At 72.5% G+C, this 26227-nt stretch carries 21 protein-coding genes and 1 pseudogene; 9 read left to right on the plus strand and 13 right to left on the minus strand.

Annotated features, from left to right (window positions below):
- The first annotated feature begins 52 nt into the window (after window positions 1–52).
- Together AC07GB_RS14165 and AC07GB_RS14170 are read left to right on the plus strand one after the other, a co-directional pair.
- Window positions 53–679, plus strand: a complete 627-nt coding sequence (locus AC07GB_RS14165; RefSeq protein WP_478845014.1) for a winged helix-turn-helix domain-containing protein — start codon at window positions 53–55, stop codon at window positions 677–679.
- The gene (locus AC07GB_RS14170; RefSeq protein ID WP_478845016.1) at window positions 676–2556 is read left to right on the plus strand and encodes an AMP-dependent synthetase/ligase; all 1881 of its coding nucleotides are present in this window, start codon (window positions 676–678) and stop codon (window positions 2554–2556) included. The genes AC07GB_RS14165 and AC07GB_RS14170 overlap by 4 nt, the downstream gene beginning before the upstream one ends.
- A gap of 13 nt (window positions 2557–2569) precedes the next feature.
- Here the strand turns inward: AC07GB_RS14170 and AC07GB_RS14175 are convergent, their stop codons facing one another.
- The 4 genes from AC07GB_RS14175 to AC07GB_RS14190 all read right to left on the minus strand — a co-directional run bounded on the left by AC07GB_RS14175 (window position 2570) and on the right by AC07GB_RS14190 (window position 10023).
- A complete protein-coding gene (locus AC07GB_RS14175; RefSeq protein ID WP_478845018.1) occupies window positions 2570–4249 on the minus strand; it encodes an ABC transporter family substrate-binding protein in 1680 nt (559 codons plus the stop codon).
- A gap of 87 nt (window positions 4250–4336) precedes the next feature.
- Window positions 4337–7408 carry a dipeptide ABC transporter ATP-binding protein gene (locus tag AC07GB_RS14180; RefSeq protein WP_478845020.1) on the minus strand — a complete coding sequence of 1024 codons (3072 nt, stop codon included), beginning with the start codon at window positions 7406–7408 and terminating at the stop codon, window positions 4337–4339.
- The gene (locus tag AC07GB_RS14185) at window positions 7405–8334 is read right to left on the minus strand and encodes an ABC transporter permease (protein ID WP_478845022.1); all 930 of its coding nucleotides are present in this window, start codon (window positions 8332–8334) and stop codon (window positions 7405–7407) included. The genes AC07GB_RS14180 and AC07GB_RS14185 overlap by 4 nt, the downstream gene beginning before the upstream one ends.
- Window positions 8335–8676: 342 nt before the next feature.
- A complete protein-coding gene (locus AC07GB_RS14190; RefSeq protein ID WP_478845024.1) occupies window positions 8677–10023 on the minus strand; it encodes a TolB family protein in 1347 nt (448 codons plus the stop codon).
- Window positions 10024–10565: 542 nt separating this feature from the next.
- On the opposite strand from AC07GB_RS14190, the gene AC07GB_RS14195 reads away from it, so the two are divergent.
- Entirely contained in the window at window positions 10566–11012 is a 447-nt protein-coding gene (locus AC07GB_RS14195) for a TIGR03618 family F420-dependent PPOX class oxidoreductase (protein ID WP_478845026.1), read from the plus strand.
- Window positions 11013–11052: 40 nt separating this feature from the next.
- Here AC07GB_RS14195 and AC07GB_RS14200 read toward each other — a convergent pair whose 3' ends face one another.
- From AC07GB_RS14200 to AC07GB_RS14210, 3 genes are all read right to left on the minus strand, one after another.
- Complete coding sequence (locus AC07GB_RS14200; RefSeq protein WP_478845028.1) at window positions 11053–11811, minus strand: helix-turn-helix transcriptional regulator; 759 nt, start codon at window positions 11809–11811, stop codon at window positions 11053–11055.
- Between the two features lie 31 nt (window positions 11812–11842).
- Window positions 11843–13546: an amidohydrolase gene (locus tag AC07GB_RS14205; RefSeq protein WP_478845030.1), complete on the minus strand. Its 1704-nt coding sequence runs from the start codon at window positions 13544–13546 to the stop codon at window positions 11843–11845.
- A gap of 198 nt (window positions 13547–13744) precedes the next feature.
- Window positions 13745–14077 carry a histone-like nucleoid-structuring protein Lsr2 gene (locus AC07GB_RS14210; RefSeq protein WP_478845032.1) on the minus strand — a complete coding sequence of 111 codons (333 nt, stop codon included), beginning with the start codon at window positions 14075–14077 and terminating at the stop codon, window positions 13745–13747.
- A gap of 634 nt (window positions 14078–14711) precedes the next feature.
- Here AC07GB_RS14210 and AC07GB_RS14215 point away from each other — a divergent pair.
- The 4 genes from AC07GB_RS14215 (at window position 14712) to AC07GB_RS14230 (ending at window position 19745) form a co-directional block, all read left to right on the plus strand.
- On the plus strand, window positions 14712–15302 hold the full coding sequence (locus AC07GB_RS14215; protein ID WP_478845034.1) for a 2Fe-2S iron-sulfur cluster-binding protein: 591 nt from the start codon (window positions 14712–14714) through the stop codon (window positions 15300–15302).
- On the plus strand, window positions 15299–16282 hold the full coding sequence (locus AC07GB_RS14220) for an FAD binding domain-containing protein (RefSeq protein ID WP_478845036.1): 984 nt from the start codon (window positions 15299–15301) through the stop codon (window positions 16280–16282). Before AC07GB_RS14215 ends, AC07GB_RS14220 begins: the two co-directional genes overlap by 4 nt.
- A gap of 62 nt (window positions 16283–16344) precedes the next feature.
- Window positions 16345–18471 carry a xanthine dehydrogenase family protein molybdopterin-binding subunit gene (locus AC07GB_RS14225; RefSeq protein WP_478845371.1) on the plus strand — a complete coding sequence of 709 codons (2127 nt, stop codon included), beginning with the start codon at window positions 16345–16347 and terminating at the stop codon, window positions 18469–18471.
- 89 nt (window positions 18472–18560) lie between these two features.
- The gene (locus AC07GB_RS14230; RefSeq protein WP_478845038.1) at window positions 18561–19745 is read left to right on the plus strand and encodes a zinc-dependent alcohol dehydrogenase; all 1185 of its coding nucleotides are present in this window, start codon (window positions 18561–18563) and stop codon (window positions 19743–19745) included.
- An 8-nt stretch (window positions 19746–19753) separates the two neighbouring features.
- Here AC07GB_RS14230 and AC07GB_RS14235 read toward each other — a convergent pair whose 3' ends face one another.
- From AC07GB_RS14235 to AC07GB_RS14250, 4 genes and pseudogenes are all read right to left on the minus strand, one after another.
- Window positions 19754–20842, minus strand: a complete 1089-nt coding sequence (locus tag AC07GB_RS14235; RefSeq protein WP_478845372.1) for an iron-containing redox enzyme family protein — start codon at window positions 20840–20842, stop codon at window positions 19754–19756.
- 84 nt (window positions 20843–20926) lie between these two features.
- Window positions 20927–21097, minus strand: a pseudogene (locus tag AC07GB_RS14240) (CDGSH iron-sulfur domain-containing protein); the annotation flags it as partial.
- On the minus strand, window positions 21081–21839 hold the full coding sequence (locus AC07GB_RS14245; protein ID WP_478845040.1) for a HemK2/MTQ2 family protein methyltransferase: 759 nt from the start codon (window positions 21837–21839) through the stop codon (window positions 21081–21083). The gene AC07GB_RS14245 and the pseudogene AC07GB_RS14240, both read right to left, overlap by 17 nt.
- 193 nt (window positions 21840–22032) lie before the next feature.
- Window positions 22033–22773: a class I SAM-dependent methyltransferase gene (locus tag AC07GB_RS14250; RefSeq protein WP_478845042.1), complete on the minus strand. Its 741-nt coding sequence runs from the start codon at window positions 22771–22773 to the stop codon at window positions 22033–22035.
- Window positions 22774–23072: 299 nt separating this feature from the next.
- Between AC07GB_RS14250 and AC07GB_RS14255 the strand changes: the two genes are divergently transcribed.
- Entirely contained in the window at window positions 23073–23288 is a 216-nt protein-coding gene (locus AC07GB_RS14255) for a hypothetical protein (RefSeq protein ID WP_478845044.1), read from the plus strand.
- A 39-nt stretch (window positions 23289–23327) separates the two neighbouring features.
- Here the strand turns inward: AC07GB_RS14255 and AC07GB_RS14260 are convergent, their stop codons facing one another.
- Together AC07GB_RS14260 and AC07GB_RS14265 are read right to left on the minus strand one after the other, a co-directional pair.
- The gene (locus AC07GB_RS14260) at window positions 23328–24896 is read right to left on the minus strand and encodes a helix-turn-helix domain-containing protein (protein ID WP_478845046.1); all 1569 of its coding nucleotides are present in this window, start codon (window positions 24894–24896) and stop codon (window positions 23328–23330) included.
- The gene (locus tag AC07GB_RS14265) at window positions 24893–25531 is read right to left on the minus strand and encodes a helix-turn-helix domain-containing protein (protein WP_478845048.1); all 639 of its coding nucleotides are present in this window, start codon (window positions 25529–25531) and stop codon (window positions 24893–24895) included. The genes AC07GB_RS14260 and AC07GB_RS14265 overlap by 4 nt, the downstream gene beginning before the upstream one ends.
- 127 nt (window positions 25532–25658) lie before the next feature.
- On the opposite strand from AC07GB_RS14265, the gene AC07GB_RS14270 reads away from it, so the two are divergent.
- The gene (locus tag AC07GB_RS14270; RefSeq protein WP_478845050.1) at window positions 25659–26198 is read left to right on the plus strand and encodes a putative immunity protein; all 540 of its coding nucleotides are present in this window, start codon (window positions 25659–25661) and stop codon (window positions 26196–26198) included.
- Window positions 26199–26227 lie beyond the last annotated feature (29 nt).

Below are 26227 nucleotides of genomic sequence, written 5' to 3' on the forward strand. Positions count from 1 at the left end.
TGGATCGGCCTCCCCAGAGCACACGTCCCCAGCGCCACAGGAAGACGCATACATGATCGGCACTCCCCCACCGCTCCCCCCTCTCCCCCCTCGGCCCGGCCGTCCGGCGGGCCCGCCCGGGCCCAGGGCGCAGACCACGCCTCCCGCCGCCACAGGGCGCCGAAGCATCCACCACACCACGGGCGGCATCCCCACGCTGCGCTGGCCGGAGCAGGCCGCCGTGGTCCACGAGCTGCGCCTGCGCAAGGCGCCCCGGCTCCTCCTGGTGCTCCCCGGGGAGCAGCCCCCGGCGACCGTGGATCCGCTGGAGGACTGGGCACGGCTGCCTGTCGACGAGAGAGAACTGCGGGCGCGCTGCGACACCTTGCGGGCCAGGGCCTCGCTGCGCAAGCCGGTGATCGACATGGAGAACGTACTGCGCTTCGCCGGACGGCACATGCCGCTGGCCGCGGGCGAGGCGGAGATCGCACGACCGCTCGTCGAGTCCTACGGGGCGCTGGTCAGCCGGGAAGCCCTCGCGGCACGCGTGTGGCCCGACGACGAGATCGGCCGGCGCAACGCCCTGGACGTCCGGATCCTGCGCACGCGCCGCAGGCTCGCCCCCCTCGGTCTGATCATCACGACGCTGCGGCAGCGGGGCTATCTGCTCCACGCCGACCTGGACGAAGGAGCGGTATGAACGTCGACGGCACCACGCCGGCCCCCGCGTACGGGCAGATCGCCCAGGACGGCGGCCGCGAGGATCCGGCCGACCCCGGCGAGACGCTGGCTCACCTGGCACGCCGGAACGCGGAGCTGTGGCCGTCGGCGGCGGCGCTGCGCTGGCGCGGCCCCGCGGGCGACCAGCACCACATGACGTACGCCGAGGCCTGGGACCTGAGCGAGGGCACGGCACGTGGCCTGCTCGCGCTGGGGCTCGCGCCGGGCGATCGCGTAGCGGTGCTCAGCGGGCTGCGACCGGAGTGGACCACCACGCTCCTGGCGGCCGCGGCGTCGGGGCTCGTCGTGGTGTCCCTTCTCCCCTCGACGGTTCCCGACGAGATCGTCCACGTACTCGGTGACTGCGGCGCCCGGGTGGTGGTGTGCGAGGACGCGGCGCAGCTGGCGAAGGTGGAGGCCGCCTGGCACCGACTGCCGCTGCTGCGTCACGCCGTGCTGATGGACGTCCCGGCGAAGACCCCGCACCCGGTGGGGCGCCCCGCGCACACGCTGGGCCTGGACGAGCTGCGGGCCAGAGGACGGGCCGGCGTCGGCGCGGCGGAGCTGACCCGGCGAGCGGACGCGGTGCGGGCGGAGGACCTGCTGGCCATCATCTACACCTCGGGCACCACGGGCCCCAAGAAGGGCTGCGCCCTCAGCCACGGCAACTACGTCAGCGTCCTGCGGGCGCACCCGAAGCCGCCGCCCCGCCCCGAAGCGGCCGAGGACCACACCAACGGGACGATCTTCGTCGTGACCGGGCCGCACACCATCGCCCTGCTGATGCAGGTCCTGGCCTGGTGGTCCCGGTACACGCTCGCCTTCCGCCGCGGCGGCCCCGACGACGACCTGGTGGACGAGATCCGCGCCGCCCGGCCCCAGATCCTGCCGCTCGTCCCCCTGGCCCTGGAGCAGATCCACAGCTCGATCCTCGCCTCCTGGACCGAGGCGGACGCGTCCCTGGTCCTGGAGGCGGCCCGGGCCGGTCTGGACGCGCGTGAGCGCCTCAGCCGCGGGGAGAGCTTGCCGCCCCGCCTCAAGGAGTGGTTCGACGTGACGGAGGCGTCCCTGTTCGCCAAGGTCCGCGGGCACTTCGGGGGCGCGCTGCGCAGGGTGACGGTATCGGGCGCGCCGGTGCCCCAGGAGGTCCTCTCCTTCTTCCTGGGCTGCGGGGTGCCCATCGTCGAGTGCTACGGAATGACGGAGACAGCGGCGGCGGCCACCACCAACACCCCTGAGGACTACCGCCTGGGCACGGTGGGCAGGCCCCTGCCCGGTGTCGAGGTCACCACGGCTCCCGACGGGGAGATCCTGATCCGGGGGGCCAACGTGTTCCGTGGCTACTGGGGTTACCACGAGGACGAATTCGGGACGGTGCGCGACGGCTGGCTGCACACCGGGGACCTCGGCAGCATCGACGCGGACGGCTATCTGACGCTCACCGGACGCAAGAAGGAACTGATCCAGCTCTCCCACGGCGTGGCGGTGACACCGCATCCCGTCGAGAGCGCGTTGCGCAGGCATCCACTGATCTCCCATGCGGTCGCCTACGGGGAGGGGAAACCGCATCTCGTGGTCCTCCTGACGCTCAATGAGCGATACGCCCGGAGGTGGGCGGCCGACCGGAGCCTGCCCACCGACATCGCGCGACTGGTCCGGGAGCCGGTGCTGCTGGGGGAACTCGCACGGACGCTCACCCGCGCGAACGCGTCGCTCCAGGAATACTTTCGAGCCCAGGCGTTCCTGACGCTGGAGCGTGACCTGTCCTTGGAGGAAGGCGAGTTGACCATCTCGATGAAGGTCGCGCGGCACGTCGTGCACGCGCGGTTCCGCGACGTCCTCGAAGGGCTCTACTGACGGGCCGCGCCTTTCACTTGGTGAAGCCGATGTCCTGGTAGGTGACGGAGGCGAAGCCCTGGGCTCCCAGGTTGGCGAGTGTCCGCTTCGACGCGACGATGCCCGGTTCCTGGTACAGGGGGATGTCCGCCGCTTCCTGCCAGATCAAGCGGTCGGCCCGGTTGACGACCTCCAGGGCCTTCCGCTTGTCCGTCTCGCTCGCCGCCTCGTCGAGCAGTGCGTCGATCCGTGACGTCCCGGTCCGCGAGAAGTTCAACTGGATGTCCTTGCCTTTGGGCTTCACGTAGGTACTGCGGCTGACCGATACCGGGAAGGGCCTCCTGTTCCAGCTGACGGTCACGAGGTCGAAGTTTCCCGGGATGACGTAGCGCTCGAAGAGGACGTTCTCCGGGACGAACGTGAGCTTCAGCCGGACTCCCGCTTCACGGAGCATGGCCTGGATGACCCGTCCTTCGTTCTGTGTCTCGGCGTCGTCGCTCATGGCCAGGTAGTCCAGCTCGAGCTTCCGTCCGCCCTTCTCCCGGAACTTGCCGTCGAGGCGCCAGCCCGCCGAGTCGAGTGCCGCGCGGGCGGCCGGGAGATCGTAGGTGCCGACCCGGCCCGCGTTGTCCCGGTAGCCGTCCTGCTGGGGAAGGAGGAAGTGGTTGCCGAGCGGCCGGGCCTTCCACTCGACGCCCTGGAGTGCGACATGGGCGATCCTGCGGCGGTCGATGGCCTGGGCCAGCGCTCTGCGGACGCGGGCGTCCCGCAGGACCGGGCTTTCTCCGTTCATCGTCAACTGGTGATGCCTCGACGATCCGGCCCTCAGGATCTGCGCGTGGGGCGTGGCCTGGGCGGACCGGTACGCGGCGGCCCTCGCGCCGACGTCGAAGAAGTCGACTTCCCCGTTGCCGAAGGCCCCGGCGTGGGCGCTCGGGTCGAGCGCGCGGAACACGATCCTGTCCAGCAGAGGGGCGTCCCCCCACCACTGGGCGTCGCGCACCACGGTCAGTGTCTTCGCGCTCTCGTCACGGCGCGCGAACTTGAACGGCCCCGCCGTGACCTTCGCCCCGCCCCTGAATCCGTCGTTGAAGCCCTTGGCCGTACGGATGACAGATGCCGGATACAGAGGGGTGAACAGCGAGCGCCACTCCCCGAAGGGCTTGGCGAAGTCGACCACGACCTCCCGGTCCCCGCCTGGTCCCCTCGACACCTCGGCCATCAGCTCGTAGCCGGTGTGCGTGGTCGCGTGGAAGGCGGCGTCCCTGCCGTTCTGCGCCCGCCAGCTCGCCACGAAGTCCCGGTAGGTGATCGGGGACCCGTCGGTCCACCGCGCCTTGTCGTTGATGCGGTAGGTGACTTGCTGTCGTCCGGCCTTCGTGCGGGACCGGGCGGAGACGAGGTAGTCGGGATCCGGTGTCACGCGGCCTCGGTCGTCGCTCTTCATGATGACGGGCATCATCGACTCGACGATGCGGCGTGTGTCCATGTGTCCGCCGTCGAGATGGCGGACGTTGAGGTTCTCCTGGATGACGGTCACCGGCCAGTCGAGCACGCCTCCCTTCCTCAGGTCGGCGCGGTCGACGGGGTTGACCTGGCTCGCGGCCGGTCCTGCCGACGCGGGCTTGTCCTCGTGTGCCGAGCAGGCGTTGACGAGTGAGGCGCAAGCGGTGGTCACGACCAGCGACGTGACCACCGTACGAGAAGGGCGCATAGGGCCGCCTCCTGTGAGCGTGACTATCGATTTCCACCCCTCCAGGCCGGCTGGTCCGTTGCTGGAGCGGGCTGCTCCGGGCGGTCCTCACGGGGGTTCCTGGCGAGGGCCGGCGAAGTGACATGCCGCGGTGTGGTCCCCTCCCTGGGCCGACGGCATCGGGTCCTCGGTCTCGCAGCGTCGCCGCTGCTCGGCCGACAGGTCCGTATGGCGGGGGCAGCGCGGGCGGAAGCGGCACCCGACGCGGAGGTCGACCGGCTCCCGCGGCTCGTCCACCAGCGGAAGGCGGGCCCTGGCCCGCTCAAGACTCGGCTCGGGCCGCGGCACCGCCGACAGCAGGACCTGCGTGTACGGATGGCACGGCCGGGCGAGGACCGTGCCGATGGCCCCGGCCTCGACGACGCGCCCGAGGTGCATGACCGCGACGCGGTCCGCGAGGTACCCGGCGACGGCCAGGTCGTGGGTGACCAGGAGGCAGCTGAGGCCCAGCTCCGCACGCAGCTCGCGCAGCAGGTTCAGCACGGTGGCCTGCGCGGAGACGTCGAGCGCCGAGACGGGCTCGTCGAGCAGCAGCAGCTTGGGCCGCAGGGCCAGCGCCCTCGCGATGCCGACCCGTTGGGCCTGGCCTCCCGAGAGCTGTGCGGGGAAGCGGCCGTGATGCTCCGCGCCGAGGCCGACGAGGTCGAGCAGGCGGGCGACCCTGCGGGCGCTCGCCTCGCGCGTCCAGCCGTGCGCGAGCAGCGGCTCGGTGAGGATGCCCTCGACGGTCATGCGCGGGTCCAGGGACGCGATGGGGTCCTGGAACACCATCTGCACCTGACGGCTCAGCCGTTGCCGCAGGCCGGGCGTCGCGCGGCGGACGTCCTCCCCGGCCACGCGCACGGTGCCGGCCGAGTGCCGCCGGTGCGGCGAGGGCTCCACGACCTGCCTCAGCAGCGTGGTCTTCCCGCTGCCCGATTCGCCGACGAGGGCGAGGGTCTCCCCTTCCCTGATGGTCAGGCTGACGCCGTCCACGGCCCGTACCCGGTCCGTCCTGGACCACCCCAGCGTGGACCGGCGGGCCGGGTAGTGGTGCACCACCCCGTCCATCCGCAGGACCACGGGCCGCTGCGCGGGCACCCCCGGGGTCTGCGAGCCGTCCGTTTCCCGCTGTTGTGCGCTCTCGTGCGCCGGCCCGATCTCGTCGCCGCGCAGGCACGCGGTCGGATGCCCGACGCCGTTCCGGATCTCCAGGACGGGCTCCTCCTCGTGACAGGCCTCGACGGCCCACGGACAGCGCGGCGCGAAGGGACAGCCCTGGGGCAGGCGCAGCGGGTCCGGCGGTCGTCCCTCGATCGGGGTCAGGGTGCGCCGGCCGGCCTCGAGGCGGGGCACCGCGCCGAGCAGGCCGATCGTGTACGGCATCCGAGGCCGTTCGTAGACCTCGTCCACGGCGCCTTCCTCGACGAAGCGGCCCGCGTACATGACGTGGATGCGGTCGGCCAGGCCCGCGACCACCGCCAGGTCGTGCGTGATGATCACGACGGCCGCTCCCGTGGTCGTACGGGCCTTCGCGATCAGGTCCAGGATCTGGGCCTGGGCCGTCGTGTCCAGCGCGGTCGTGGGTTCGTCGGCCACGATGACCGCGGGGTCGTTGGCGACGGCCATCGCGAGGGCCACGCGCTGACGCATGCCGCCGGACAGCTCGTGCGGGTAGGCGTCGATCCGCCGGGCGGGGTCGCGCAGGCCCACCCGGTCCAGGAGCTGGACCGCCCGCCGTCGCGCGGCCGCCTTGGACAGCCGCTGATGCACCCGCAAGGCCTCCATGATCTGGCGCCCGACGGAGTACACCGGGGTCAGCGAGGAGAGCGAGTCCTGGAAGACGATGGACAGTTCTTTGCCGCGGACGCGGCAGAGACCGGCCTCGTCGAGGGTCAGGAGTTCTTGCCCGCGCAGTCGCACGGACCCGCGGACCTCGGCCCGCTCCGGGAGGAGACCGAGGACGGCCGCCGCCGTGACCGACTTCCCGGCTCCGGATTCACCGACGATGGCCAGCACTTCTCCGGGGCGTACGTGGAAGGACACCCCCCGCACCACGTGCACCGGTCCGCCGTGGCTCGGCAGGGAGACCCGCAGATCCCGGACCTCCAGGACCGGTGGCACCCGTGAGCCCGTCACGTACGCCCCGGGTGACGCGTCGGTGGCGGGCGCGGCGGGCTCCGTCGCGTCGTGCGGGTCGCGCGTCGGCGCGGAGCGCGGGTCGCGCGTCGGCGCGGAGCGCGGGTCGAGCGCGTCCCGCAGGCCGTCACCGATCAGGAACAACGACAGGCACAACAGCAGCAGACACCCCGCGGGGAAGCAGAAGAGCCAGGGATACGCCATCGCGTCCGGCGTCCCCGTGGCGACGAGCGCGCCGAGCGACACCTCCGGGGGATGCACGCCGAAGCCCAGATAGGCGAGGCCTGCCTCGGCGACCACGGCGGACCCGAACTGGAGCGTCGCGTCGATGATGAGGTAGGAGGCCAGGGAGGGAATCACATGCCGGCGGATCACCGTCCGGCCGGGCACACCGAGGTATCGGGCCGCCCGCACGAAGTCGCGCCGCTTCAGCGCGCGCGTGCTGGTGCGTACCGTCCGCCCGGTGATCATCCAGCCGAACGCCGCCAGGAACACCACCAGCAGCAGCCAGGTGGTGTCGTCGATGACCGGCGAAAGGGCGGCGACCAACAGGAACCCGGGCAGCACGAGGAAGAGATGGATGCACCCGAGAGCCGCGCGGTCCGTCCGGCCCTCGGCATAGCCCGCGACGGCCCCGATGACGACCGCGAGCGTCGTACACAGGATCGCGGTGAGCAAGCCGACGACCAGGGACCTCTGTGTGCCGCGCAGCACCAGGGCGAAGAGGTCCGCTCCCGCCCCGTCCGTGCCGAACGGGTGGCTGCCGCCCGGGGGCCGGCGCAGCGCCAGGGGATCGAGATCGCTGTAGCTCCAGGGGTGGAACAAGGGCGCGCAGTACGCCAGTACGGTGAGCGTGGCGAGGACCGCCGCCCCGGCGAGTGCCGCCGGGTGATGCCTCACCGCCCTCAGGGCCCGCACACCGCGGCGATGCGTGCTCCTGGGGCCGGGGCGGCCGTCCTGGGCCGTCGTCAGCAGGGCGCCGGGGTCGGGGAGCGCGCTCACGGGACCCTGCTCCTCGGGTCGAGAGCGAGGTGCAGGGCGTCGGCGATCAGGCCCGCGACGAGGACCAGGGCGGCGCTGAAGAGCCCGACCGCCGCCACGGCGTTGACGTCCTGGGCGAGGACGGAGTCGACGAGCCATTCACCCATGCCGTGCCACCCGAAGATCTTCTCGACGAAGATGGCTCCGGTGAACATCAACACCGCGTTGTACGTCAGCAGCGGAAGCAGCGGCAGGACCGCCACCGGCAGCGCGTGCCTGCGCAGTGCCGTGCGCCGGGAGAGGCCTTTGGCCCGTGCGGTGCGCACGAAATCCTCGTGCAGCACGTCGAGCATCGTGTTGCGCTGGTACACGCTGAACAGCGCGACTTGGAGAACGATCAGCGTGAGGGCCGGCAGGACGAGGTGCTGGCCTCTGCTGATCAGCCTGTCCCACGTGCCCGTGGCCTCCGGCGCGTACTCACCGGTGTACTCGAAGACGGTGTGTCCCACCGCGTCGTTGACGCTCCTCGCCCCGAGCTGGAGGACGAGCGCGATGACGAAGACCGGGGTGGCGAGGACGGCGAAGGACGCCAGGGTCAGGGCACGGTCGCCCCGGCGCTTTCGCAGGGTGGCGCTCCAGGCGCCCAGCAGGATCCCGCCGACCGAACCGATCAGGGTGGCGGCCAGCACGAGCCGGACGCTGGTCGCGGCGCGGCGCAGGAACTCCGGGCTCACGTGCGCGCCGGACACCGTGCGGCCCAGGTCTCCGTGGGCGACTCCCCGCGCCCAGCGCGCGAACCGCGCGAGGACGGGCGTTTCGGGGTTGAGGTTGTAGGCGTTGAGCGCGGCCTCGATCTCCGCCGGGGGCGGCGGCGGGTTGCGGTCGACGTAGGTGGATCGCGGGTCCAGGCTCAGCGCGGCGAGGAAATACGTGCACGTGACCGCCACCAGGACCAGAAAGAGGGTGGCGGTCAGCCGCCGAGCGCAGCAGCGAAACACAGACGAGACCCCTCGGTTCGATTCCGTCTGGAACACCTGAAGAGCGCTTGGCTCGGGCCCTGTTCACGGGCCCGGGCTCCGGGAAAGTGGTCGCCTCTCCGTCGCATATGACCCTGGCCCGAGTATGCGTACCCGTCAGCGGCGTTCCCGAAGACCGGGCACACCCAGGATTCATAAGTACGACAATCACGCAATCCGCTCCGGCGGATGCGCTCGCGTCCAGCGCATGCGGCGCCTTCAGCGCATATGGCTCGCTCCGCGCATACGGCTCGCTCAGCGCATGTGGTGCAGTCAGCGCATGTGGCGCAGGAAGACGTCGGCGGCGCTGTTGGTGTCGTCGGGGACGAGGTTTCCGGCCGGGGAGTCGAACACCACGGCGCCGCCGTCCTCGCTGACGCCGGTGCGCGGCCCTGGCTTCGTGTCCTCGTGTCCCAGGTCGCCGTCGACGCTGACGATGCGTACTTCTCCGGTCCGCATGTCCTTCAGGAAGACGTCCGCGCTGCTGTCGCCGTCGTGGTCGGGGTCGAGGTTGGAGGCGGCGGAGGTGAACGCCGCGTAGCGGCCGTCGCGGCTCAGGGAGACGTCGCCGCTGTTCCCGTCGGCCGGTGTGCCGTCCGGGGCGGCGCTGACGAGGCGCATGCGCTGGGACTCACGGTCGTACAGGAAGACGTTGTGCTGACTCGTCGGCGCCGGTCCCTCGGGGCGGAGCACGCCGGACGCCGAGGTGAACGCCACGTAGCGGGCGTCGCCGCTGAGGGCGGCGTCCCAGGACGGGGTCTTGCGGTTGTAGCCGTGCGGGACGGTGATGAGTTCCGTGGTGCGCCGCTCGCGGTCGCGCAGGAAGATGTCCGTCGCGGAGGAGTGGTCCTCCACGTCGGTCAGACCGGAGGCGTTGGAGGTGAAGGCGAGGTACCGGCCGCCCTGGTCGTCCGCGAAGGCGGGGGCGAACGCGTCGCCTTCGCCGTGCTTGCCGTCGTTCCCCAGCTGTGCCAGCTCCGTCGTCTTCTTCTTGCGGTCGTGGAGGAAGACGTCGTCCCGCTGGTTGGCGTCGCCCGCCACGAGGTCCTCGGCGCCCGAGGCGTACGCGACGTAGCGGCCGTCGCCGCTCACCGCGGGGTCGTACGTCAGCGGGCGGCGCAGCCCGTCGTACGTCGCGCCCGTGGGGCTGATCCGTTCGGTCCTGCCGGTGCGGCGGTCGTGCAGGAAGACGTCGTCGAGGTCGTTGGGATCGCCGCGGACGAGATCGTCGGCGGTGGAGGTGAAGACCACGTACCGGCCGTCGGGGCTGATCGAGACGTCCCGTACGACGCCGTGGCTCGGCTTCCCGTCGCTCTTGACGCTGACGCGCTCCGTCCTGCCCGTGCGCAGGTCGCGGACGAAGGCGTCGGGCGTGCCGTTGGTGTCGTTCGCGACCAGGTTCCGGGAGGCCGAGACGAAGGCGACGTAGCGGCCGTCGGCGCTGAGGGCGGGGTTGGTGGAGGCCGCGTTGCCCTGGGCGCCCGTCGGGCCGACGCTCAGCCGCTCGGTGTGCGGCGCGGCGACGGGAGCGGCGGAGGCGCCCGGCGGGGACAGCACGGCGAAGGCGCAGAGAGCGGTGAGCGCGGCGCTGGCGGCCGTCACGCGCTGATGAACGGGCATCCGGTTCCTCCTGTGTCGACGGCGGGCTACGGGTGCGGGGCCGGGCGTGCTCAGGCAGGGGGATATCCGGTGTGCGCTTTTCCCTCGTCCTTTTCCGTCCCGGTCCGTACGAGTTCCGTCCCGGTCCGTATGAGCGGTCGCCGGAGAAGGCCACGCCCTCGCGCCGGGCGCCCCGGTCGTCGGCCCCCGCGGCGATGGGCCATGGCCAAGCGCACCGGAGGCGAGCGAACACCGTGGAGTCCCGGCGGTCAATGTGCCGCGTGCCCTCCACGGTACGGATGCGTCGGTTGCATCAGCGGGGCACGAGCGTTGCGGCGGGCTTTTGTGCCGTACTCCCGTGGAAAGGGCAACCATCGGCCGACGGCGATACAGGCCTCTGGCCGCCCGATTTCCCACTACAGCTCTTGAGGCCTTTGGGTCCTTCGACGGCGTCGGGCTCCCACTTGATGGGCCGCACTCCACGCTGCCGTTGAAGCACTGGTCCTGTCGGCTGGCGGGCCCCGGCGAGCCGCCCCGGCGATCATGGTTGGTAGCCTCCCCTGATGACTGCGACGTTCGACGACTCCGTGCGCGCCCGCCTGCAAGCCCCCAACATCTGGTACGTCGGCACCGTGTTCGCCGACGGAGCACCGCAGGTCAGCCCGATGTGGGTGGACCTGGAAGGAGAGGGCGAGCTGATGTTCAACACCTCGGTGGGCAGGGTCAAGGAAGAGAACCTGCGCCGCGACCCCCGCGTCTACCTCTCGCACGCGGATGCCGCCGACCCCTTCGACCGCGTCCAGATCAGCGGCGTGGTGGACCGCTTCGTCGAGGGCGAGCAGGCCCACGCGATGATGGACCGGCTGGCCCGCAAGTACCTGGGCAGCGAACGCTTCGAGTGGCTCATGCCCGGCGAGGAGCGGGTCGCGGTGATCGTGCGCCCCACCAAGGTCCGGCACATCGTCGGCGTTGAGCGTTTCCGGCCCGGCGGTCCCGTACCGGCTTCCTGACTCCGGGAGTACGTGATCCGCGCGCCGCCCGGCCCACCGCTCAGGACGAGGGCTCGATGCCCCACGCCGCCGCGCGGGCCGCGGCGGCCGCGCGGTTGGGGAGGTCGAGCTTGGCCAGGATGTGCTCGATGTGGGTGCCCACGGTGCGCGGCGTGACGTAGAGCCGTTCGGCGATCTCCCGGTTGGTGCGGCCCGTGGTCAGCTCGGCGAGCACCTGGAGTTCGCGGGGCGAGAGACCCCCCGGCCGCTCACCGGGCGCGGGTGCCTTCTCGGGCGGCGGGTCCGCCTGGGGGGCGACGGCCGCGGCCAGGGACTCGGTGAGCAGGGTGACCACGGCGCGCGCCGGGTCGGGCGCGCGCCGCGGCCGGCGCGTACTGACGTTCAGCATGCCGACGTACCGGCCGTCGGCGGCGAACAGGCACTGGGCCACCCCGTCCTCGATGCCGAGGGGGGACAGCACCTCCTGGAAGCCGGGGGACGCCGCCAGGAGCTGCCCGGGGACGTCCCTGAGCCAGAGGCCGCCCCGCTCCGGGCTGCGGAGCACGGGGAACACCGGGTCCCGGTGGAGGTGGTTCTCGATGTAGGCCGTGGCGTCGTCCGGGTAGCTCCCGGCCAGGGTGGTGTGGCGCCGGAGCAGCGGATCCCACCGCGCCAGGGACGCGTGGTCGTACTCCACCACGTCGGACAGCGCCGTCAGGACCGGGCCGAGGCCGCTCGCGCCGCTCGTGGCGCTCCGCGCGGCCTCACGGACGTGGACGGCCGCGTCCAGGATGTCCGTCGTGCTCCGCCGCGCTGCCATCCCCCAAGGATGATCATGTGCCTGGAATACGTCAAACGCGAAGGGTGTCGTGCACGACCTGCCCGTCCACGACGGTGAGGACGACCGGCATCGCCGGGATGTCGTGGGGGTCGGCGGCCAGCAGGTCCCCGTCGAGCACGCACAGGTCGGCGGCCTTGCCCGGCTCCAGGGAGCCCTTCCAGTCGTCGGCGAAGTCCTGCCAGGCCGCGTTGATCGTGTACGTACGGATCGCCTCGGCCAGGCCGATGCGCTGCTCGGGGCCGCTGACGCGGCCCGCGGCCTTCGATTCGCGCAGCACCATGGTCGCGACGCCCTGGCGCCAGTCCGGGTGCGTGACGGGGGCGTCGGATCCGCTCGCCACGCGCACCCCCGCGTCGATGGCGTCGCGGTAGGGCCAGGCGTACGCGGCCCGCTCGGTGCCGACGAAGTCCTCCTCCATGTCGGCGACGGTCCACTTGATGGTGGGGTTCATGTTGACGCCGAAGTCGTGCGCGGCAAGGACCTTCATGCTGTGCGCGGTGAGGAAGTCGCCGTGGATGATGTAGTGGCGGGCGTCGGACCGCGGGTGTTCGGCCATGGCCGCGGCGAAGGCGTCCGCGACGGTGTCGCAGGCCCGGTCGCCGGTGACGTGGATGCCCAGCTGGTGTCCTGCGACGTGGGCGTGGCGGATGATGGCGTCGATCTCGGCGGTCCGCTCGGTGTCGTCGGCGCCGCTGACGCACAGGGAGCCGCAGCCGCCGCCGACGTACGGCTCGTGCATCCAGGACGTCTTGTTGGGGACGACGCCGTCGGCGAAGACCTTGACGCCGTGGATCGCGAGGCGGCGCGGGTCGGCGTCGCCGAGGTCGCCGATGGCGGTGAGGGTGCGGGCGAACTCCTCGGCGGTGCTCGCCATGCCGGTGGGCAGCAGCAGGACGCCCACGCGGGCGGTCAGTTCGCCGTCGGCGAGGAGTTGCCGGTAGACGTCGAGGGTCTGCGAACCGAGCGCGCCGCGCATGATGCCGTCGCCGCCGGGGCCGAGCCCCGGTTCGGTGTAGCTGGTGATGCCCAGCTCGGCGAGGGCGGCGAGGTTGGACCGGATCGCCTCGGCCCGCTCCTGGCGGCTGAGCGGCGGCAGCGCGTTCTGGATCAGGGCCTGGGCGCCCTCGTGGAGCAGCCCGGTCGGCTCCCCCGCGTCGTCGGTGACGATGGCTCCGCCGGGCGGGGCGACGGTGTCCTTGTCGATCCCGATCAGCTCAAGGGCCTTGGTGTTGACCCAGGTGGCGTGGCCGGAGAAGGAGTACAGGACGACGGGGTGGTCCGGGCTCACGGCGTCGAGGTCGTGCCGCGAGGGCGTCCGCGCCGGGTCGGCGACGCATTCGTCGAGGAAGCCGGGGTCCCAGCCGTGCCCTGTGATCCACTGTCCGTCGGGCGTCCGCCCGACGGCCTCGCGGACCGACTCGGCGACGTCCGTGAGCGACGACACGGCGGGGTGGCCGAGGTCGAGGGAGAGCGGCGGCGTGGCCATGCCGAAGGCGCAGCCGTGCAGATGGGAATCGTTGATTCCGGGAAGCAGCGTCGCCCCGCGCAGGTCGACGACGCGGGTGTCGGGTCCGATGAACGGCGCGACGGCGTCCTGATCGCCGACGGCGCTGATGACCCCGCCGGTCACGGCCAGGGCCGAGGCGATGGAGAACTCCGCATCGACCGTGACCACCTGGCCGCCGGTAAACACCAGGTCCGCATACGTGTCCACAGAGGGTCCTTTCGAGTACCGGGCGCGCTGCGAGCGCCCGCGAACGATCTCCTGTGGACTATGGCCGTGCCGCCCTCCCGCGCACATCGGTCATCCAACCGATGCGCCCTTGAGAGGGTTGCGCGGCCGCCGCGTGGTGCGGGAGACCGCTCCCCCGTGCGCGGCGGCCTCCCCATCCGCGCTCTCCCAGCGGTGAGGTCAGGCGACGGCCTTCTCATAGGCTTCGCGGATGTTCGCCGGGACGCGGCCGCGGTCATTGACCTCGAAGCCGTTCTCCTTCGCCCAGGCGCGCATCTTGGCGGTGTCCTGGCCGCCGGCCTTGCCCTTGCTCACGGTCTGCTTCACACCGCGGCCGCCGCCGGTCTTGCGCCCGCCTTTCAGGTACGGCTCGAGGAGTCCGCGCAGCTTGTCCGCGTTCTTGGTGCTGAGGTCGATCTCGTACGCCTTGCCGTCCAGGCCGAACGTCACGGTCTCGTCGGCCGTCTTGCCGTCCAGGTCGTCAATCAGCTTGATTTCAACGCGCTGTGCCATGGTTGTGCCTTTCGTAAAGGGGTTCGCCGATGAGGGGTGGACTACCGGCCACCGGGCTTCTCAAGGTCGGTTATCCACTGACGCCCACACCGGCCGATCGGCGCGCTTGCCGAGTTCGGCACGCTGACGTCGGGCGTGTTCGTCCGCATACAACTTCTCTACCCCCCAATCCATTTGGGGATCATCTCAGAGGAATGCGGAGACCGCTAGCGGCAATCCTGATGATGTGGAGCCGGGATTCCGCTCAATCTCCGGGCCGCTGTCGGTCCGACAGAATCGCTCAGGCGTCCAGCAGTCGACAATCGCCGCGTTCCGGTCCGGGGCATACGCCGATCTCTCATTCGCCCCGATCTCTTCACCTCGATCTCACCGAACGCGCTTGTTTGATCGCATTTCCCACGAGGACGCGTCTCGCCTCACGCCCCACCGCCGACCATCTATCAGCCCGCTGGATAGAACGATCGTTTTAGAGAAGAGTTCGTCGGACAGGGCGGCGGTCAACCGCTCGGGCGCCGTCGGCGCGGCCTGGCGGCCCCTCCCCTGGCGCCGCCCGGAGTGCCGGGGCGTGTCAGGTGTGGCAGCTTGGGCACGCGGTCTGCACGATACGACGATCCGACCGGAAGGTCCTCACCCCATGAGCGGCGGCAAGCACGACAATGCGGCGGGCAGGGGCACGACGAGCAGCGCGGACAGGGCGCCGTCGGGGGTCCCCCGCTCCCCTACGACCCTGGTTGTCAACGGCGTCGCGCACACGCTCGACGTCGACCACCGGCGGGTGCTGCTGGACGTGCTGCGGGAGGACCTGGACCTCATCGGCGCCAAGAAGGGCTGCGATCACGGCCAGTGCGGCGCCTGCACGGTCCTGGTCGACGGGCGTCGCGTCAACAGCTGCCTCTCCCTCGCGGTGGCCCTGGACGGCTGCGCGGTGACGACCGTCGAAGGGCTCGTGGGTGAGGACGAGCAGCCGCACCCGATGCAGCGGGCCTTCCTCGACCGTGACGCCTTCCAGTGCGGGTACTGCACACCGGGGCAGATCTGCTCGGCGGTCGGCGCTCTGGCCGAGGCGGAGGCCGGTCACCCCTCCCACGTCACCGCGGCCGCCGAGCCACCGGGGCGGCCCGTCGCGCTGACCGCCGCGGAGATCCGCGAGCGGATGAGCGGCAACCTGTGCCGCTGCGGCGCCTACCCCCGCATCGTCGAGGCCGTGGCGGACGTGGTCCGGTGAAGCCCTTCGACTACGTACGGGCGGCGAGCGTCGAGGAAGCCACGCGCGCCTTCGCGGCCCACCCCGGAGCCCGCTACCTCGGCGGCGGCACCAACCTGGTCGACCTGATGAAGCTGGGCGTGGAGCAGCCCTCCGTCCTGGTCGACGTCAGCCGCCTGCCCCTGAACGAGGTGGAGGAACTGGCCGACGGTTCGGTGCGCGTGGGCGCGGCCGTGCGCAACAGCGACCTGGCGGCCCATCCGCTGGTCCGCGACCGCTACCCCGCGCTGTCGCAGGCGCTGCTCGCCGGGGCCTCGGGGCAGTTGCGCAACGCGGCGACGACGGGCGGCAACCTGTTGCAGCGGACGCGGTGCCCGTACTTCCAGGACGTGTCCAAGCCCTGCAACAAGAGGGTGCCGGGCAGCGGGTGCGGGGCCCTTGACGGTGTGCACCGGGACCACGCCGTGCTGGGGCACAGCGAGCAGTGCGTCGCGACGCACCCCTCGGACATGGCGGTGGCCCTCGCCGCTCTGGACGCGCGGGTCGAGTTGTGCGGCGGGGACGGGGTGCGTGGTGTGCCGGTGGCGGAGTTCCATCGGCTGCCCGGGCAGCAGCCGGAGCAGGACACGGTGATCCGCCCCGGTGAGCTGGTCACGTCCGTGCTGCTGCCCGCCGCTACGGCGGGGCTGCCGTCGGCCTACCGCAAGGCCCGCGACCGGGCCTCGTACGCGTTCGCTCTGGCGTCCGTGGCGGTGGCGCTGCGCGTGCGGGAGGGTGAAGTGGACCAGGTGGGGATCGCCTTCGGGGCGCTGGCCCACCGGCCCTGGCGGGCGGAGCGGGCCGAGCGGGCACTGCGTGGCGGGCCCGCCACGGCGGCCGCGTTCGCCAGGGCCGTCGACCTGGAGCTGGCCGCGGCCCGGCCGCTGCGCGACAACGCCTACAAGGTGCCGCTGGCCCGCAACCTCGCCGTCGACGTCCTGACCCGGCTCGCCGGGGTCTGACCCGCTCGAAAGCCCGTACGTCACTGAAGGCCCGTATGTCACCGGAGGAACAGGAGGACTCCATGGCCGCCCCCGGCACCGCCCTCGGCGCTTCCGTCGAGCGTCGCGAAGGGCACCTCAAGGTCACCGGCGGCGCCCGTTACGCCGCCGAGTACCCCCTCCCAGGGCGTGCGCACGCCTGGCCCGTGCCCGCCACCGTCGCCCGGGGCCGGGTCGTGGCCGTCGACGCCAAGGGCGCGCTGGAGCTGCCCGGTGTGCTCGCCGTGCTGACGCACGACAACGCCCCGCGGATCGCCGAGGCCGAGGATCCGATCCTGGCCGTCCTCCAGGACCCGAAGGTGCCGCACCGGGGCTGGTTCGTCGCCCTCGTCGTGGCGGACACTTTGGAGACGGCGCGTGCCGCCGCCGCGGCCGTGCGCGTCGAGTACGCCGCCGAGGACCACGACGTCACGCTGACGGCGGAGCACCCCGAGGCGTACGAGCCGGAGAACGCCAACGGCGGGCATCCCGGCCGGCGTGCGCACGGCCGCGCGGAGAGCGGTGACGCCGCGGCCCGCGTGGATGTGGTGTACCGGGTGCCGCCCCTGCACAACCACCCCATGGAGCCGCACGCCAGCACGGCGCACTGGGACCGGGGGCAGTTGACGGTGTACTGCTCAAGCCAGGGCGGTACGACGGTGCGTGACACGCTCGGCGCGCTGTTCGAGGTGCCCAAGGACCGCATCACGGTGGTGGCCGAGCACGTCGGCGGCGGCTTCGGGTCCAAGGGGACCCCGCGGCCCGACGTGGTGCTCGCCGTGATGGCCGCCCGCGTGACGGGGCGCCCCGTCACGGTCTCTCTGCCCCGCCGCCACTTGGCCGCCGTGGTCGGTCATCGGGCGCCCACGGTGCACCGGCTGCGGCTGAGCGCGGCGGCCGACGGACGGCTGGCCTCCCTGTCGCACGAAATCACCACGCACACCTCGCGGATCAAGGAGTTCGTGGAGCAGGCGGCGGTGCCCGCGCGCGTGATGTACGGGGCGCCCCATCACCTCACGGTCCACCGCGTGGTACGTCTCGACGTTCCCAGCCCTTCGTGGATGCGGGCACCGGGTGAGGCGCCGGGGATGTACGCCCTGGAGTCCGCGATGGACGAGCTGGCGGGTGAACTCGGCGTGGATCCGGTCGAGTTGAGGGCCGTGAACGAGCCGGAGCGCGAGCCGGACAGCGGGAAGCCGTTCAGCAGTAGGCATGTCGTCGACTGTCTGCGCGAGGGAGCCCGGCGGTTCGACTGGTCCGCACGCGATCCGCGGCCGGGTTCCCGCGCCGAAGGTCCGCTCCTGATCGGTACGGGCGTGGCGTCGGCCACGTATCCGGTGCTCGTGTCGCCGTCCACCGCGCAGGCCCGGGCGCTGCCCGACGGCAGCTTCGTGGTGCGGGTCAACGCGACCGACATCGGCACCGGGGCCCGTACCGTGCTCGCCCAGGTGGCGGCCGACGCCCTCGGCGTGCCGCTGGACCGGGTCCGCACGGAGGTGGGCCGCAGCGACCTGCCGGACGCTCCGCTGGCGGGCGGCTCGTCCGGGACTGCCTCGTGGGGCTGGGCCGTGCACGAGGCGTGCGCCGAGCTGGCGGCCCGCCTCGCCGGTCACACCGGGCCGCTGCCTGAGGAAGGCCTCAGCGCCGGCGCGGACACCGCGGGCCGGGCCGACGCGGACAGCCCGTACGCGCGCCACGCGTTCGGAGCGCACTTCGCGGAGGTGGGCGTCGACACCGTCACGGGCGAGGTCCGCGTGCGCAGGCTGCTCGGCGTGTACGCGGCGGGGCGGGTCCTCAACGCCCGCACCGCCCGCTCCCAGTTCGTCGGCGGCATGGTCATGGGCCTGGGCATGGCCCTGACCGAGCACAGCACGATGGACGCCGCCTTCGGGGACTACACCGAGGCCGACCTGGCCTCGTACCACGTGCCCGCGCACGCCGACGTGCCCGATGTCGAGGCGCATTGGCTCGACGAGAACGACCCGCACCTCAACCCGATGGGCAGCAAGGGCGTCGGCGAGATCGGCATCGTGGGCACCGCCGCCGCCGTCGGCAACGCGGTGCACCACGCCACGGGCGTGCGCCTGCGCGAGCTGCCGCTGACCCCCGACAAGGTGCTGAGCGCACTGAACGGGCGGCGGCCGGGAGAGCCCTCGTCGAACCACCGGTGATCCGCGGCCCGCCACGCGCATGGCGGCCGCGCACGGGGAGACCCGGGGGCGTGCGGCTCGACACCGTGAGCCGCTGACAGGAGATAGCGATGCGAGCACTGACCTGGCACGGCAAGCGCGACGTGCGCGTCGACACCGTTCCCGACCCCGCGATCAAGGAGCCGACCGACATCGTCGTACGGACGACGTCCAGCGGCATCTGCGGCTCCGACCTGCATCTGTACGAGGTCCTCGGGCCCTACCTCGACCCCGGGGACATCCTGGGGCACGAGCCGATGGGCATCGTCGAGGAGGTGGGCCCCGACGTGACGGAGCTGGCGGTCGGTGACCGCGTCGTCGTGCCCTTCAACGTCAGCTGCGGGCACTGCTACATGTGTGGCATCGGGCTGCACTCCCAGTGCGAGACGACGCAGGTCAAGGAGCGCGGGACGGGTGCCGCGCTGTTCGGGTACACCAAGCTGTACGGCCAGGTCCCCGGCGGCCAGGCCGAGTTCCTGCGGGTCCCGTTCGGCAACACGCTGCCGATCAAGGTCCCGCACGGCCCGCCCGACGACCGGTACGTCTACCTCTCCGACGTGCTGCCCACCGCGTGGCAGGCCGTCGAGTACGCGAACATCCCGCCCGGCGGCACCCTGACCGTCCTGGGGCTCGGGCCGATCGGGGCCATGGCGGCCCGGATCGCGCTGCACCGGGGCGCGAGCCTGGTCATCGGTGTCGACCTCGTGCCGGACCGGCTGAGCAGGGCGAACCGCGACGGGGTCAAGGCCCTGGACCTGCGGCGGCACGGTAAGGACATCGGCGACGCCGTCCGGGACCGGACGCAGGGGCGGGGCACGGACGCCGTGATCGACGCGGTGGGCATGGAGGCGCACGGGGCGCCGGTGGCCAAGGCCGCGCAGTGGGGCGTGGGCCTGCTGCCCGACGCGCTCGCGGAGAAGCTGATGGAGCGGGTCGGCGTGGACCGGCTCAACGCCCTCTACGCCGCGATCGACATCGTGCGCCGGGGCGGCACCATCTCGCTCAGCGGCGTCTACGGCGGGGCCGCGGATCCCCTGCCGCTCCTGACCATGTTCGACAAGCAGATCCAGTTGCGCATGGGCCAGGCCAACGTCAAGCACTGGGTGGGCGACATCCTGCCGCTGCTCACCGACGACGACCCCCTCGGCGTGGACGACTTCGCCACGCACCACATGCCGCTGGAAGAAGGGCCGAGGGCGTACCGGATGTTCCAGGCCAAGGAGGACGGAATGATCAAGACGTTGCTACGGCCGTAACGACCGGGTCAGCTGCCGGGCGGCCGGGGCAGGAACGGCAGGGGGACGCGCAGTGCGCTGCGCCCGGCCCGCCAGGCGCTCAGGATGCGGGCCGCCAGACGGTCCTCGACGAAACCGGTGGCGTGCGCGCCGAACGCGACATCGGCGTCCAGCTCCGGTTCGGCGGCGAGCAGGCCCCCGACGACGTCACGGCGCACCACCTGCTCGTGCACGGCGTCGGCCTCCACGTGTTCGTCGTAGAACCGCTCGGCCGCGGGGCCCGCGCCGACGCGCCGCAGTGCGGCGGCCAGCCGCCGGGAGCCGGGCGATGAGGTGACCTCCACGGCGGCGAAGTGCCCGACCAGCGCGCCGCGCAGGGCCCGGTGGAGCCCGAACAGGGACATCAGGTTGACGACGGCGAGGGCTTCGGCGGGCGCCGCGTCGTTGTAGTGCCCGTAGGAGGTGTCCAGGTCGAGGTCGGTCATGAGGTCGGCGAAGAGCCGCGCGTGGATGTCCTCGGTCCGTCCGGCGCCGAACTCGTCGAACTCCACGGCCACCATGGCGGCCTTGGCGCGGCCGTGCAGCCGGGGGATGACCCAGGCGTGCGGGTCGGCCTCCTTGAGGTGGTACAGGGAGCGCAGGGCGGCGTACTCCCGCAGTTGCCACAGCTCCCCGTCGCGCTGGAGGTGGTGGCTGACGCTCGTGTCGTCGTATCCGGCGGGTTCGGTCAGCAGCGCGGCGAGCGTCTCCCCGGCGTCACCGGGCGGGGTGGCGTCGGTCCGCAGGGCCTGGAGGAAGCGCTGTTCGAGCGTGCGGCGCAGGGACAGCAGGGCCGGGTCCCACTCGCGCTCGTCGTCGACGTCGGCGAAGCCCTGGTAGTGGAGTTCGTACAGGACGTAGAGGGCGAGGTGGAGGTCGTCGCCGTAGGGGTCGGCGTGGGGTGCCGCCGCCTGGGGCACGGCGCCGCCGCAGCGCAGGGCGGTGATGACACCCTCGGACACCTCGCCGCGGGCAGCCGGGAGGCCGGGGCTGTGCCGGCGGGGCTCCGCTGCCTCGCGGGCGTCGGAGGGTGCCTCGGGAGCGCGGGGGTGCGACGGCTCGGCGCGGGTGGTGGTCATGGCGGCGGCTCCTGCTTCGGCGTCCTTGGCGGTGGGGGCGGTGGCGCGCCCCGCGTCCGGCCGGGTCCGGCGGCGGTGGCTGGTGTCGCACCAGGGGGCGGTGCGGCTGCGACGGCAGGTGCAGATCGCGACCTCGAAGCGGTCCGACGCGCGGACGGTGCCGTCGTCGCCGACCACTTCCACCGGCCCCTCCACCAGGAGCGGACCCTCGCGGCCCGCGGTGACGCGACGGGGACGGTCAGCGGAGTTCGGCACGGATGACCACCAGCTCTTCCTGGGTCTCGGTGGCGGAGAGGAGTCCGGCCCGGCGCAGCCAGGCCTTGCGGGACCTCAGGACCGGGCCGAAGGGGACGTACGCCCGGTCGACGATCTCGGCGGGCATGCCGAGGCGGGCGAGCCGGTCGAGCGTGGGTGTGACGCCGCACAGCCCGGAGTGCACCATCAGCAGGGCGCCGCCGGGGCGCAGCACGCGGGGGGCGGCGTCGCAGACGCGGTTGACCAGGGCGCGGCCTTCGGTGCCCGCCTCCCACGCGCGCGCCGCGCCGCGCCGGGGCAGGCCCGGCGAGGGGCTGGGGACGTAGGGCGGGTTGCTGATGAGGAGGTCGCAGCAGTCGTCGGGGAGCGCGTCGGTCAGGTCGCCGCGGCGGACGGTGACGCGCAGCCCGTTGCGCAAGGCGTTCCACCGGGTGGTCAGTACGGCGCGCCGCGATATGTCGACGGCGGTGACCTGGGCGCCGAGGGAGGCCGCCGCGACGGCGAGCGCCCCCGAGCCGGTGCCCAGGTCCAGGACGGCGGTGTCCTCGTCGATGGCCTCGCGGCGCAGGGCGCGGGTCAGGAGGTCGGTGTCGTACTGCGGCGCGTAGACGCCGGGGAGCGTGAACAGGCGCGTGAGGCGGGCTGCCCCGGTCGGCGTCCGCGCGGCGGCCCGCGGCTGCGCGGGTTTAAGGCCCAGCGACTGCGTGCGAGGCAGCGGCTGTGGGTGCGTCTCCGAACTCATCGGCATCTCCCGTCGGTCGGTGTCCACGAGAGGGCCCTGGTCTCAACCCTCCGCCGGTTCTCCGTCGGCCACCACCGGAACGCTTACAGATGGTGACTTCAGGAGAACTATGCGGATTTGTTTGCCGTCTCGGTCGTGTCACTGAGTGCCCACTGGAACGCGTCTGAACCCTGAGCGAGGAGAGGTCCGGTGGTCAGGCGCGGCAGCGCAGCATCTCCAGCGGGGGGTTGGCGAGGCAGTCCGCCCAGAAGTCCGCCCCGAACGCGCGCGAGCCCGCCTCGGACACCTCCACCGGGACCCAGGTCAGCTCGCTGAATCCGGCCGCCCGCAGGGACTGTTCGTAGACCTCGCGGCGGGGGCAGGTGCCGACGAACGAGATGGGCGGGTCGAGCAGCGCCGTGAGCCGTATGCGCGGTCCGGTCTCGATCTCCTCGCCGGTCAGCTCGCAGAGGAAGCCGTACTTGGCCAGGGAGGGTCCGTCGAAGCGGTAGTCGGGGTTCTGGGCGAGGACGAAGAACTCGCCGCCGGGCTGAAGGCTCCGGCGCACGTTGCGGCACATGCGCTCCATGGCGGCGATGTCCGGCGCGTAGTTGAGCAGCTGCACCCCCAGGGCGATGTCGAAGCGCCGCTCGAGGGGCCGCAGTTCGGCGACGTCACCCACCTCGTAGCGCACGCCGAGGGGGTCGCGCTCCTCGAACGCCCGCGCCACGGCGACCATTTCGCCGGAGATGTCGACCCCGAAGACGTCCGAGGCGCCGCGCCGCTTGAACTCCCTGCTGTAGAAGCCGGTCCCGGAGGCCAGGTCCAGGACCGACTTGCCCCGTACGTCCCCGACCATCCCGAGGAAGCTGGGCACCTCTCCGTACCGTGCCAGCGGCAGGCCCTTGAATCCTTCGAACGCCTCGCCGATCTCGTCGTACTGTTGCACGCTCATCGCGCCGCACTCCCCTGCGTCTCGACATGCCTGTGGCCAGGGCCCCCGTCCTCGGGGTACGCCACGGCTGCTTCTTGGCAGTCTCTACGAATTGCGGCAGGCCGCCGCATTAGCAGAAGATACAAAGATCCGGACCTCGGCCCGGTCTCCCGTACAGGGGCCGCCGCCCGGGCCGGTCACCGCCCCACGGCGTTCCCACCGGACGGACCTCTGCACTGGCCTGGGCGGGCCGGATGTGGGCACATGGCAGGGAGGGCGCGGCTGCGCGCCGTCGTCTTCGCGTACGAAAAGGACTGGTCATGGGCAAGCGTGAGCGCGGCCGGGGCGAGGCCCGGCAGGACGAGGAGGCCAAGAAGGCCCTCGCGGAGAAGGAACGGGCCGAGAAGGAGGCCGCCAGGGCCTCCGATCCGGCCGCCGCCAAGGCGCCCGGCCAGAGTCCCCGGGCTCCGGGGACGCCGGGGGCACCCGGGACGCCCGGGACGTCAGAGCAGGCCGGGCCCGGACGGCCTGAGTAGTCCGCCGCCGACCGCGGGGCCGGGCGCCCCGCCGGAGGGTCAGGGCGCGGCCAGGGCCGTGCCCTCGCCGAGGGTGTAGGCGTCCTTGACCTTCACCTGCGCCACGCCCCGGCCCTCGTCGAAGACGGCACGCCAGTCGCCGATGACGTGGAGTTCGTCGGTGCCCATCGCGCGGACCACCATCAGGCCCTCGTCGTAGGCCTTGAAGGCCTTCATCCAGAGGTTGGCGAAGGCCTGGGAGCGGATGAGGTGCATCCAGTCGGACCGGTACAGCTCCCGGTTGTAGTTCGACTCCCCCAGTGTGGAGACGAACTTGGAGTACATGGCCTTGACGTACTCCAGAGTCACCTCGTCGTCCTCGGCGATCGCCCGGTCCCTGGCGTCCTTCAGAGCGACGCGGAACTTCTCGAGGAGGCCTTCCGTGGCGCCGGAGGTGAACGACTCGTGGATCTCGGGCGGGTCGCACAGGCCGTACTTCGGTCCGGAGAGGCGCAGCAGCAGGCGCAGGGTCGGTTCGGTCACCCAGAGGGGGCCTGGCTCGTCACGGCTGCCGAGGGGGTTGGGGAGTACGTGGTCATGGTCCCAGGCGGGCGGGGTGATCAGGTGGACTCCGGCCCGGCGCCGGTCGTGGAGGGCGCCCGTGGAGTGTTCCAGCTGGCCGATCGGCAGGTGGGTCTTGAGCGCGGACAGGTACGCGCCGTTGATGTCGAGGGCGGTCACTTCGTGCTGCCCGGCGGGGAGTTCGGGGCGGGTCCACTTGGGGCGCGCCTCCCAGACCTGGTCGGTGCCGCGCGCGCTCTGCTTGCGCAGGATGTCGGGCATCCAGGGGTGGGCGACGATGTCGTAGCGGCCGCCGGTGCGGGTGTGGTCGAGGAGCGCCATCGCGTCCGGGATGGCGCGCTTGATCAGGGCGGCGGTGGACGCTTCGACGTCGCCGCGATGCTGCGCGAGGGTCTCGGCCACGGCCGTGCCGATGAGGTCCGGGGAGTCGCCGGCGGCCTGGGCGCGGCGGCCGACGGGGACGACCTTCACACCGCGGCCCGGGCTGCGGACGGTGCGCGTGGCCGCCGGGGCCGCGGGGGCCGCCGGGGCCGGGGCGGACGCGGCGCATTCGGCGGCGTCCAGATGCTGCGGATAGCCCTCGACCTGGTGGCGGGCGGGCTGCCCGCACAGGACGCACGGCTGCGGGTCAGCCAACTCGCCCTGGGCCGGCTCCTCCTCGGCCCGCTCCTCCTCGGCTCGCTCCTCCTGGGCGGGGGCGGCTTCGGCGGGCTGCTCCACGGCCTTGGCGTCCTGCTCCGCGGCTTCGGCGGCCTGCTCCACGGCTTCGGCGGGCTGTTCGGCGGTTTCGGCGGCGCTCAGCCGGGCCCGGACCTTGTCCTCGGCCTGGCTCAAGAAGTACGCGTACCGGCCGCGGACGTCGCCGCTGGGGTCGCGGCCCGCCTCCCAGCCGCCGACGGTGGACGGGCTCACCGCGAGCGCGCGAGCGACCTGCGCACGGGACAGGCCCAACGCCTCGCGCAGCGCGCGGCGTTGCTCGGCGGGCGGCAGCGGGGCGGGTTCGGCCGCCGCGGCGAGCAGCGCGTCGATCGCGTCGAAGTCGCTCATGCCATCTCTCCGTGGGGGTGCAGGGGGGCCTTCAGGTAGGCGATCGGGCCGCCCGATCTCGCCTCCTGGACGCGGGCGCCCAACAGCGTACGGGTCAGCCCGGCCAGGGCGGGGTCGTCGGTCAGGACGCGGAAGCCGCCGGGGTCGTCGAGCGCCGTGACGCGCCCGGCGACGCTCGCCTCGAACGAGTGCCGTACATCCCGCCCTCCGTGCAGGGTGCCGCCGCGGCCGCGCACGGCCAGGACGCCGGTCACCCAGCCGGCCACCGCCACGGCCAGGACTCCGGCGGCGGTGACCTTGTCCGGCTCGCACCGCCACCACTGGCGGGAGGCCTGGAGGAACTGCTCGTCCGTCAGGTGCGGGGCGTCCCCGATGAACTCCCGGTCGTCGTCCGCGTGCGGCGGCGGCCCGGCGGGACCGGTGCGCAGCACCGGCAGTTCCCCGCGGGTCACGCCGATCTGCGGGGCGCGGGCCAGGGCGTGCACCCGGGCCGCGGCGAGATCGGGCAGGAACCCGCTGGCCAGGAGCTTGCCGACGGTGTTCGGGGACAGCCGCAGCACGTGGGCGGCCTGCGGGCGGGTGAGGAATTCACCGGCCAGGGCCTGGGGTGTCGTCAGGGTGACGGACGGCAGCACGGCTTCGGCCTCCCGATCGAGTGTGGTGAAGCAAGACGTAGTGTATTGCTTCACCATGCTCAAGGAGCGGTTGCCCCGGTCGGGGTGGCACAGCGGAGGGGGTCTCCCCCGTGGGAGGATCGCCGGCGTGACGAGCGCAGCCGGTGACTTCGAGTTGACCATGGAGGAACTGCGCGTCGTGGCGCGCTTCGCGGTGGAGAGCGCCCAGGGCGTCCTCCCCCGGTACGAGGACGCCCACCCCGGTGACCCCCGGCCCCGCGCGGCCGTCGACGCCGCGTGGGAGTTCGTGAACGGCGCGCGCAGGACCAAGGTGCAGCGGGTCGCCTCCTTGGAAGCGCACCGCGCGGCGAAGGAGGCGGCCGACGAGGTCGCGCGTCTCGCCGCCCGCGCGGCGGGGGACGCAGCGGCCGCCGCGTACCTCCATCCGCTCGCGAAGGCCACGCAGGTGGGCCACATTCTGCGTGCCACCGCGTGTGCGGCGCGCGTCGCCGAACTGACCGCGGGCGACGATCCCGACGCCGGTCACCGCCTGCTCGAGCAGGCGCGGCGGCGCGCGACTCCGGTCCTGATCGATGTCCTCGGCCGCTACCCCCTCGCGCCGGCCGGCAAGAGCCGGGTCGCGCGGCTCATGAGCACGCTGGACGCCTCGCTGCGCGCCGCCCGCTGAGCGGTCAGGAGACCTGAGCCCGCGGCACC

The organism is Streptomyces sp. NPDC045778 (assembly GCF_056431945.1).

What these genes read in the sequence shown, in the direction of transcription:
- AC07GB_RS14165 (WP_478845014.1), top strand. Translation starts at nt 53, where the DNA reads ATGATCGGCACTCCCCCACCGCTCCCCCCTCTCCCCCCTCGGCCCGGC.
- AC07GB_RS14235 (WP_478845372.1), bottom strand. Translation starts at nt 20,842, where the DNA reads ATGACCACCACCCGCGCCGAGCCGTCGCACCCCCGCGCTCCCGAGGCA.
- AC07GB_RS14200 (WP_478845028.1), bottom strand. Translation starts at nt 11,811, where the DNA reads ATGGCAGCGCGGCGGAGCACGACGGACATCCTGGACGCGGCCGTCCAC.
- AC07GB_RS14175 (WP_478845018.1), bottom strand. Translation starts at nt 4,249, where the DNA reads ATGCGCCCTTCTCGTACGGTGGTCACGTCGCTGGTCGTGACCACCGCT.
- AC07GB_RS14225 (WP_478845371.1), top strand. Translation starts at nt 16,345, where the DNA reads ATGGCCGCCCCCGGCACCGCCCTCGGCGCTTCCGTCGAGCGTCGCGAA.
- AC07GB_RS14260 (WP_478845046.1), bottom strand. Translation starts at nt 24,896, where the DNA reads ATGAGCGACTTCGACGCGATCGACGCGCTGCTCGCCGCGGCGGCCGAA.
- AC07GB_RS14210 (WP_478845032.1), bottom strand. Translation starts at nt 14,077, where the DNA reads ATGGCACAGCGCGTTGAAATCAAGCTGATTGACGACCTGGACGGCAAG.
- AC07GB_RS14245 (WP_478845040.1), bottom strand. Translation starts at nt 21,839, where the DNA reads ATGAGTTCGGAGACGCACCCACAGCCGCTGCCTCGCACGCAGTCGCTG.
- AC07GB_RS14195 (WP_478845026.1), top strand. Translation starts at nt 10,566, where the DNA reads ATGACTGCGACGTTCGACGACTCCGTGCGCGCCCGCCTGCAAGCCCCC.
- AC07GB_RS14170 (WP_478845016.1), top strand. Translation starts at nt 676, where the DNA reads ATGAACGTCGACGGCACCACGCCGGCCCCCGCGTACGGGCAGATCGCC.
- AC07GB_RS14190 (WP_478845024.1), bottom strand. Translation starts at nt 10,023, where the DNA reads ATGCCCGTTCATCAGCGCGTGACGGCCGCCAGCGCCGCGCTCACCGCT.
- AC07GB_RS14255 (WP_478845044.1), top strand. Translation starts at nt 23,073, where the DNA reads ATGGGCAAGCGTGAGCGCGGCCGGGGCGAGGCCCGGCAGGACGAGGAG.
- AC07GB_RS14230 (WP_478845038.1), top strand. Translation starts at nt 18,561, where the DNA reads ATGCGAGCACTGACCTGGCACGGCAAGCGCGACGTGCGCGTCGACACC.
- AC07GB_RS14250 (WP_478845042.1), bottom strand. Translation starts at nt 22,773, where the DNA reads ATGAGCGTGCAACAGTACGACGAGATCGGCGAGGCGTTCGAAGGATTC.
- AC07GB_RS14215 (WP_478845034.1), top strand. Translation starts at nt 14,712, where the DNA reads ATGAGCGGCGGCAAGCACGACAATGCGGCGGGCAGGGGCACGACGAGC.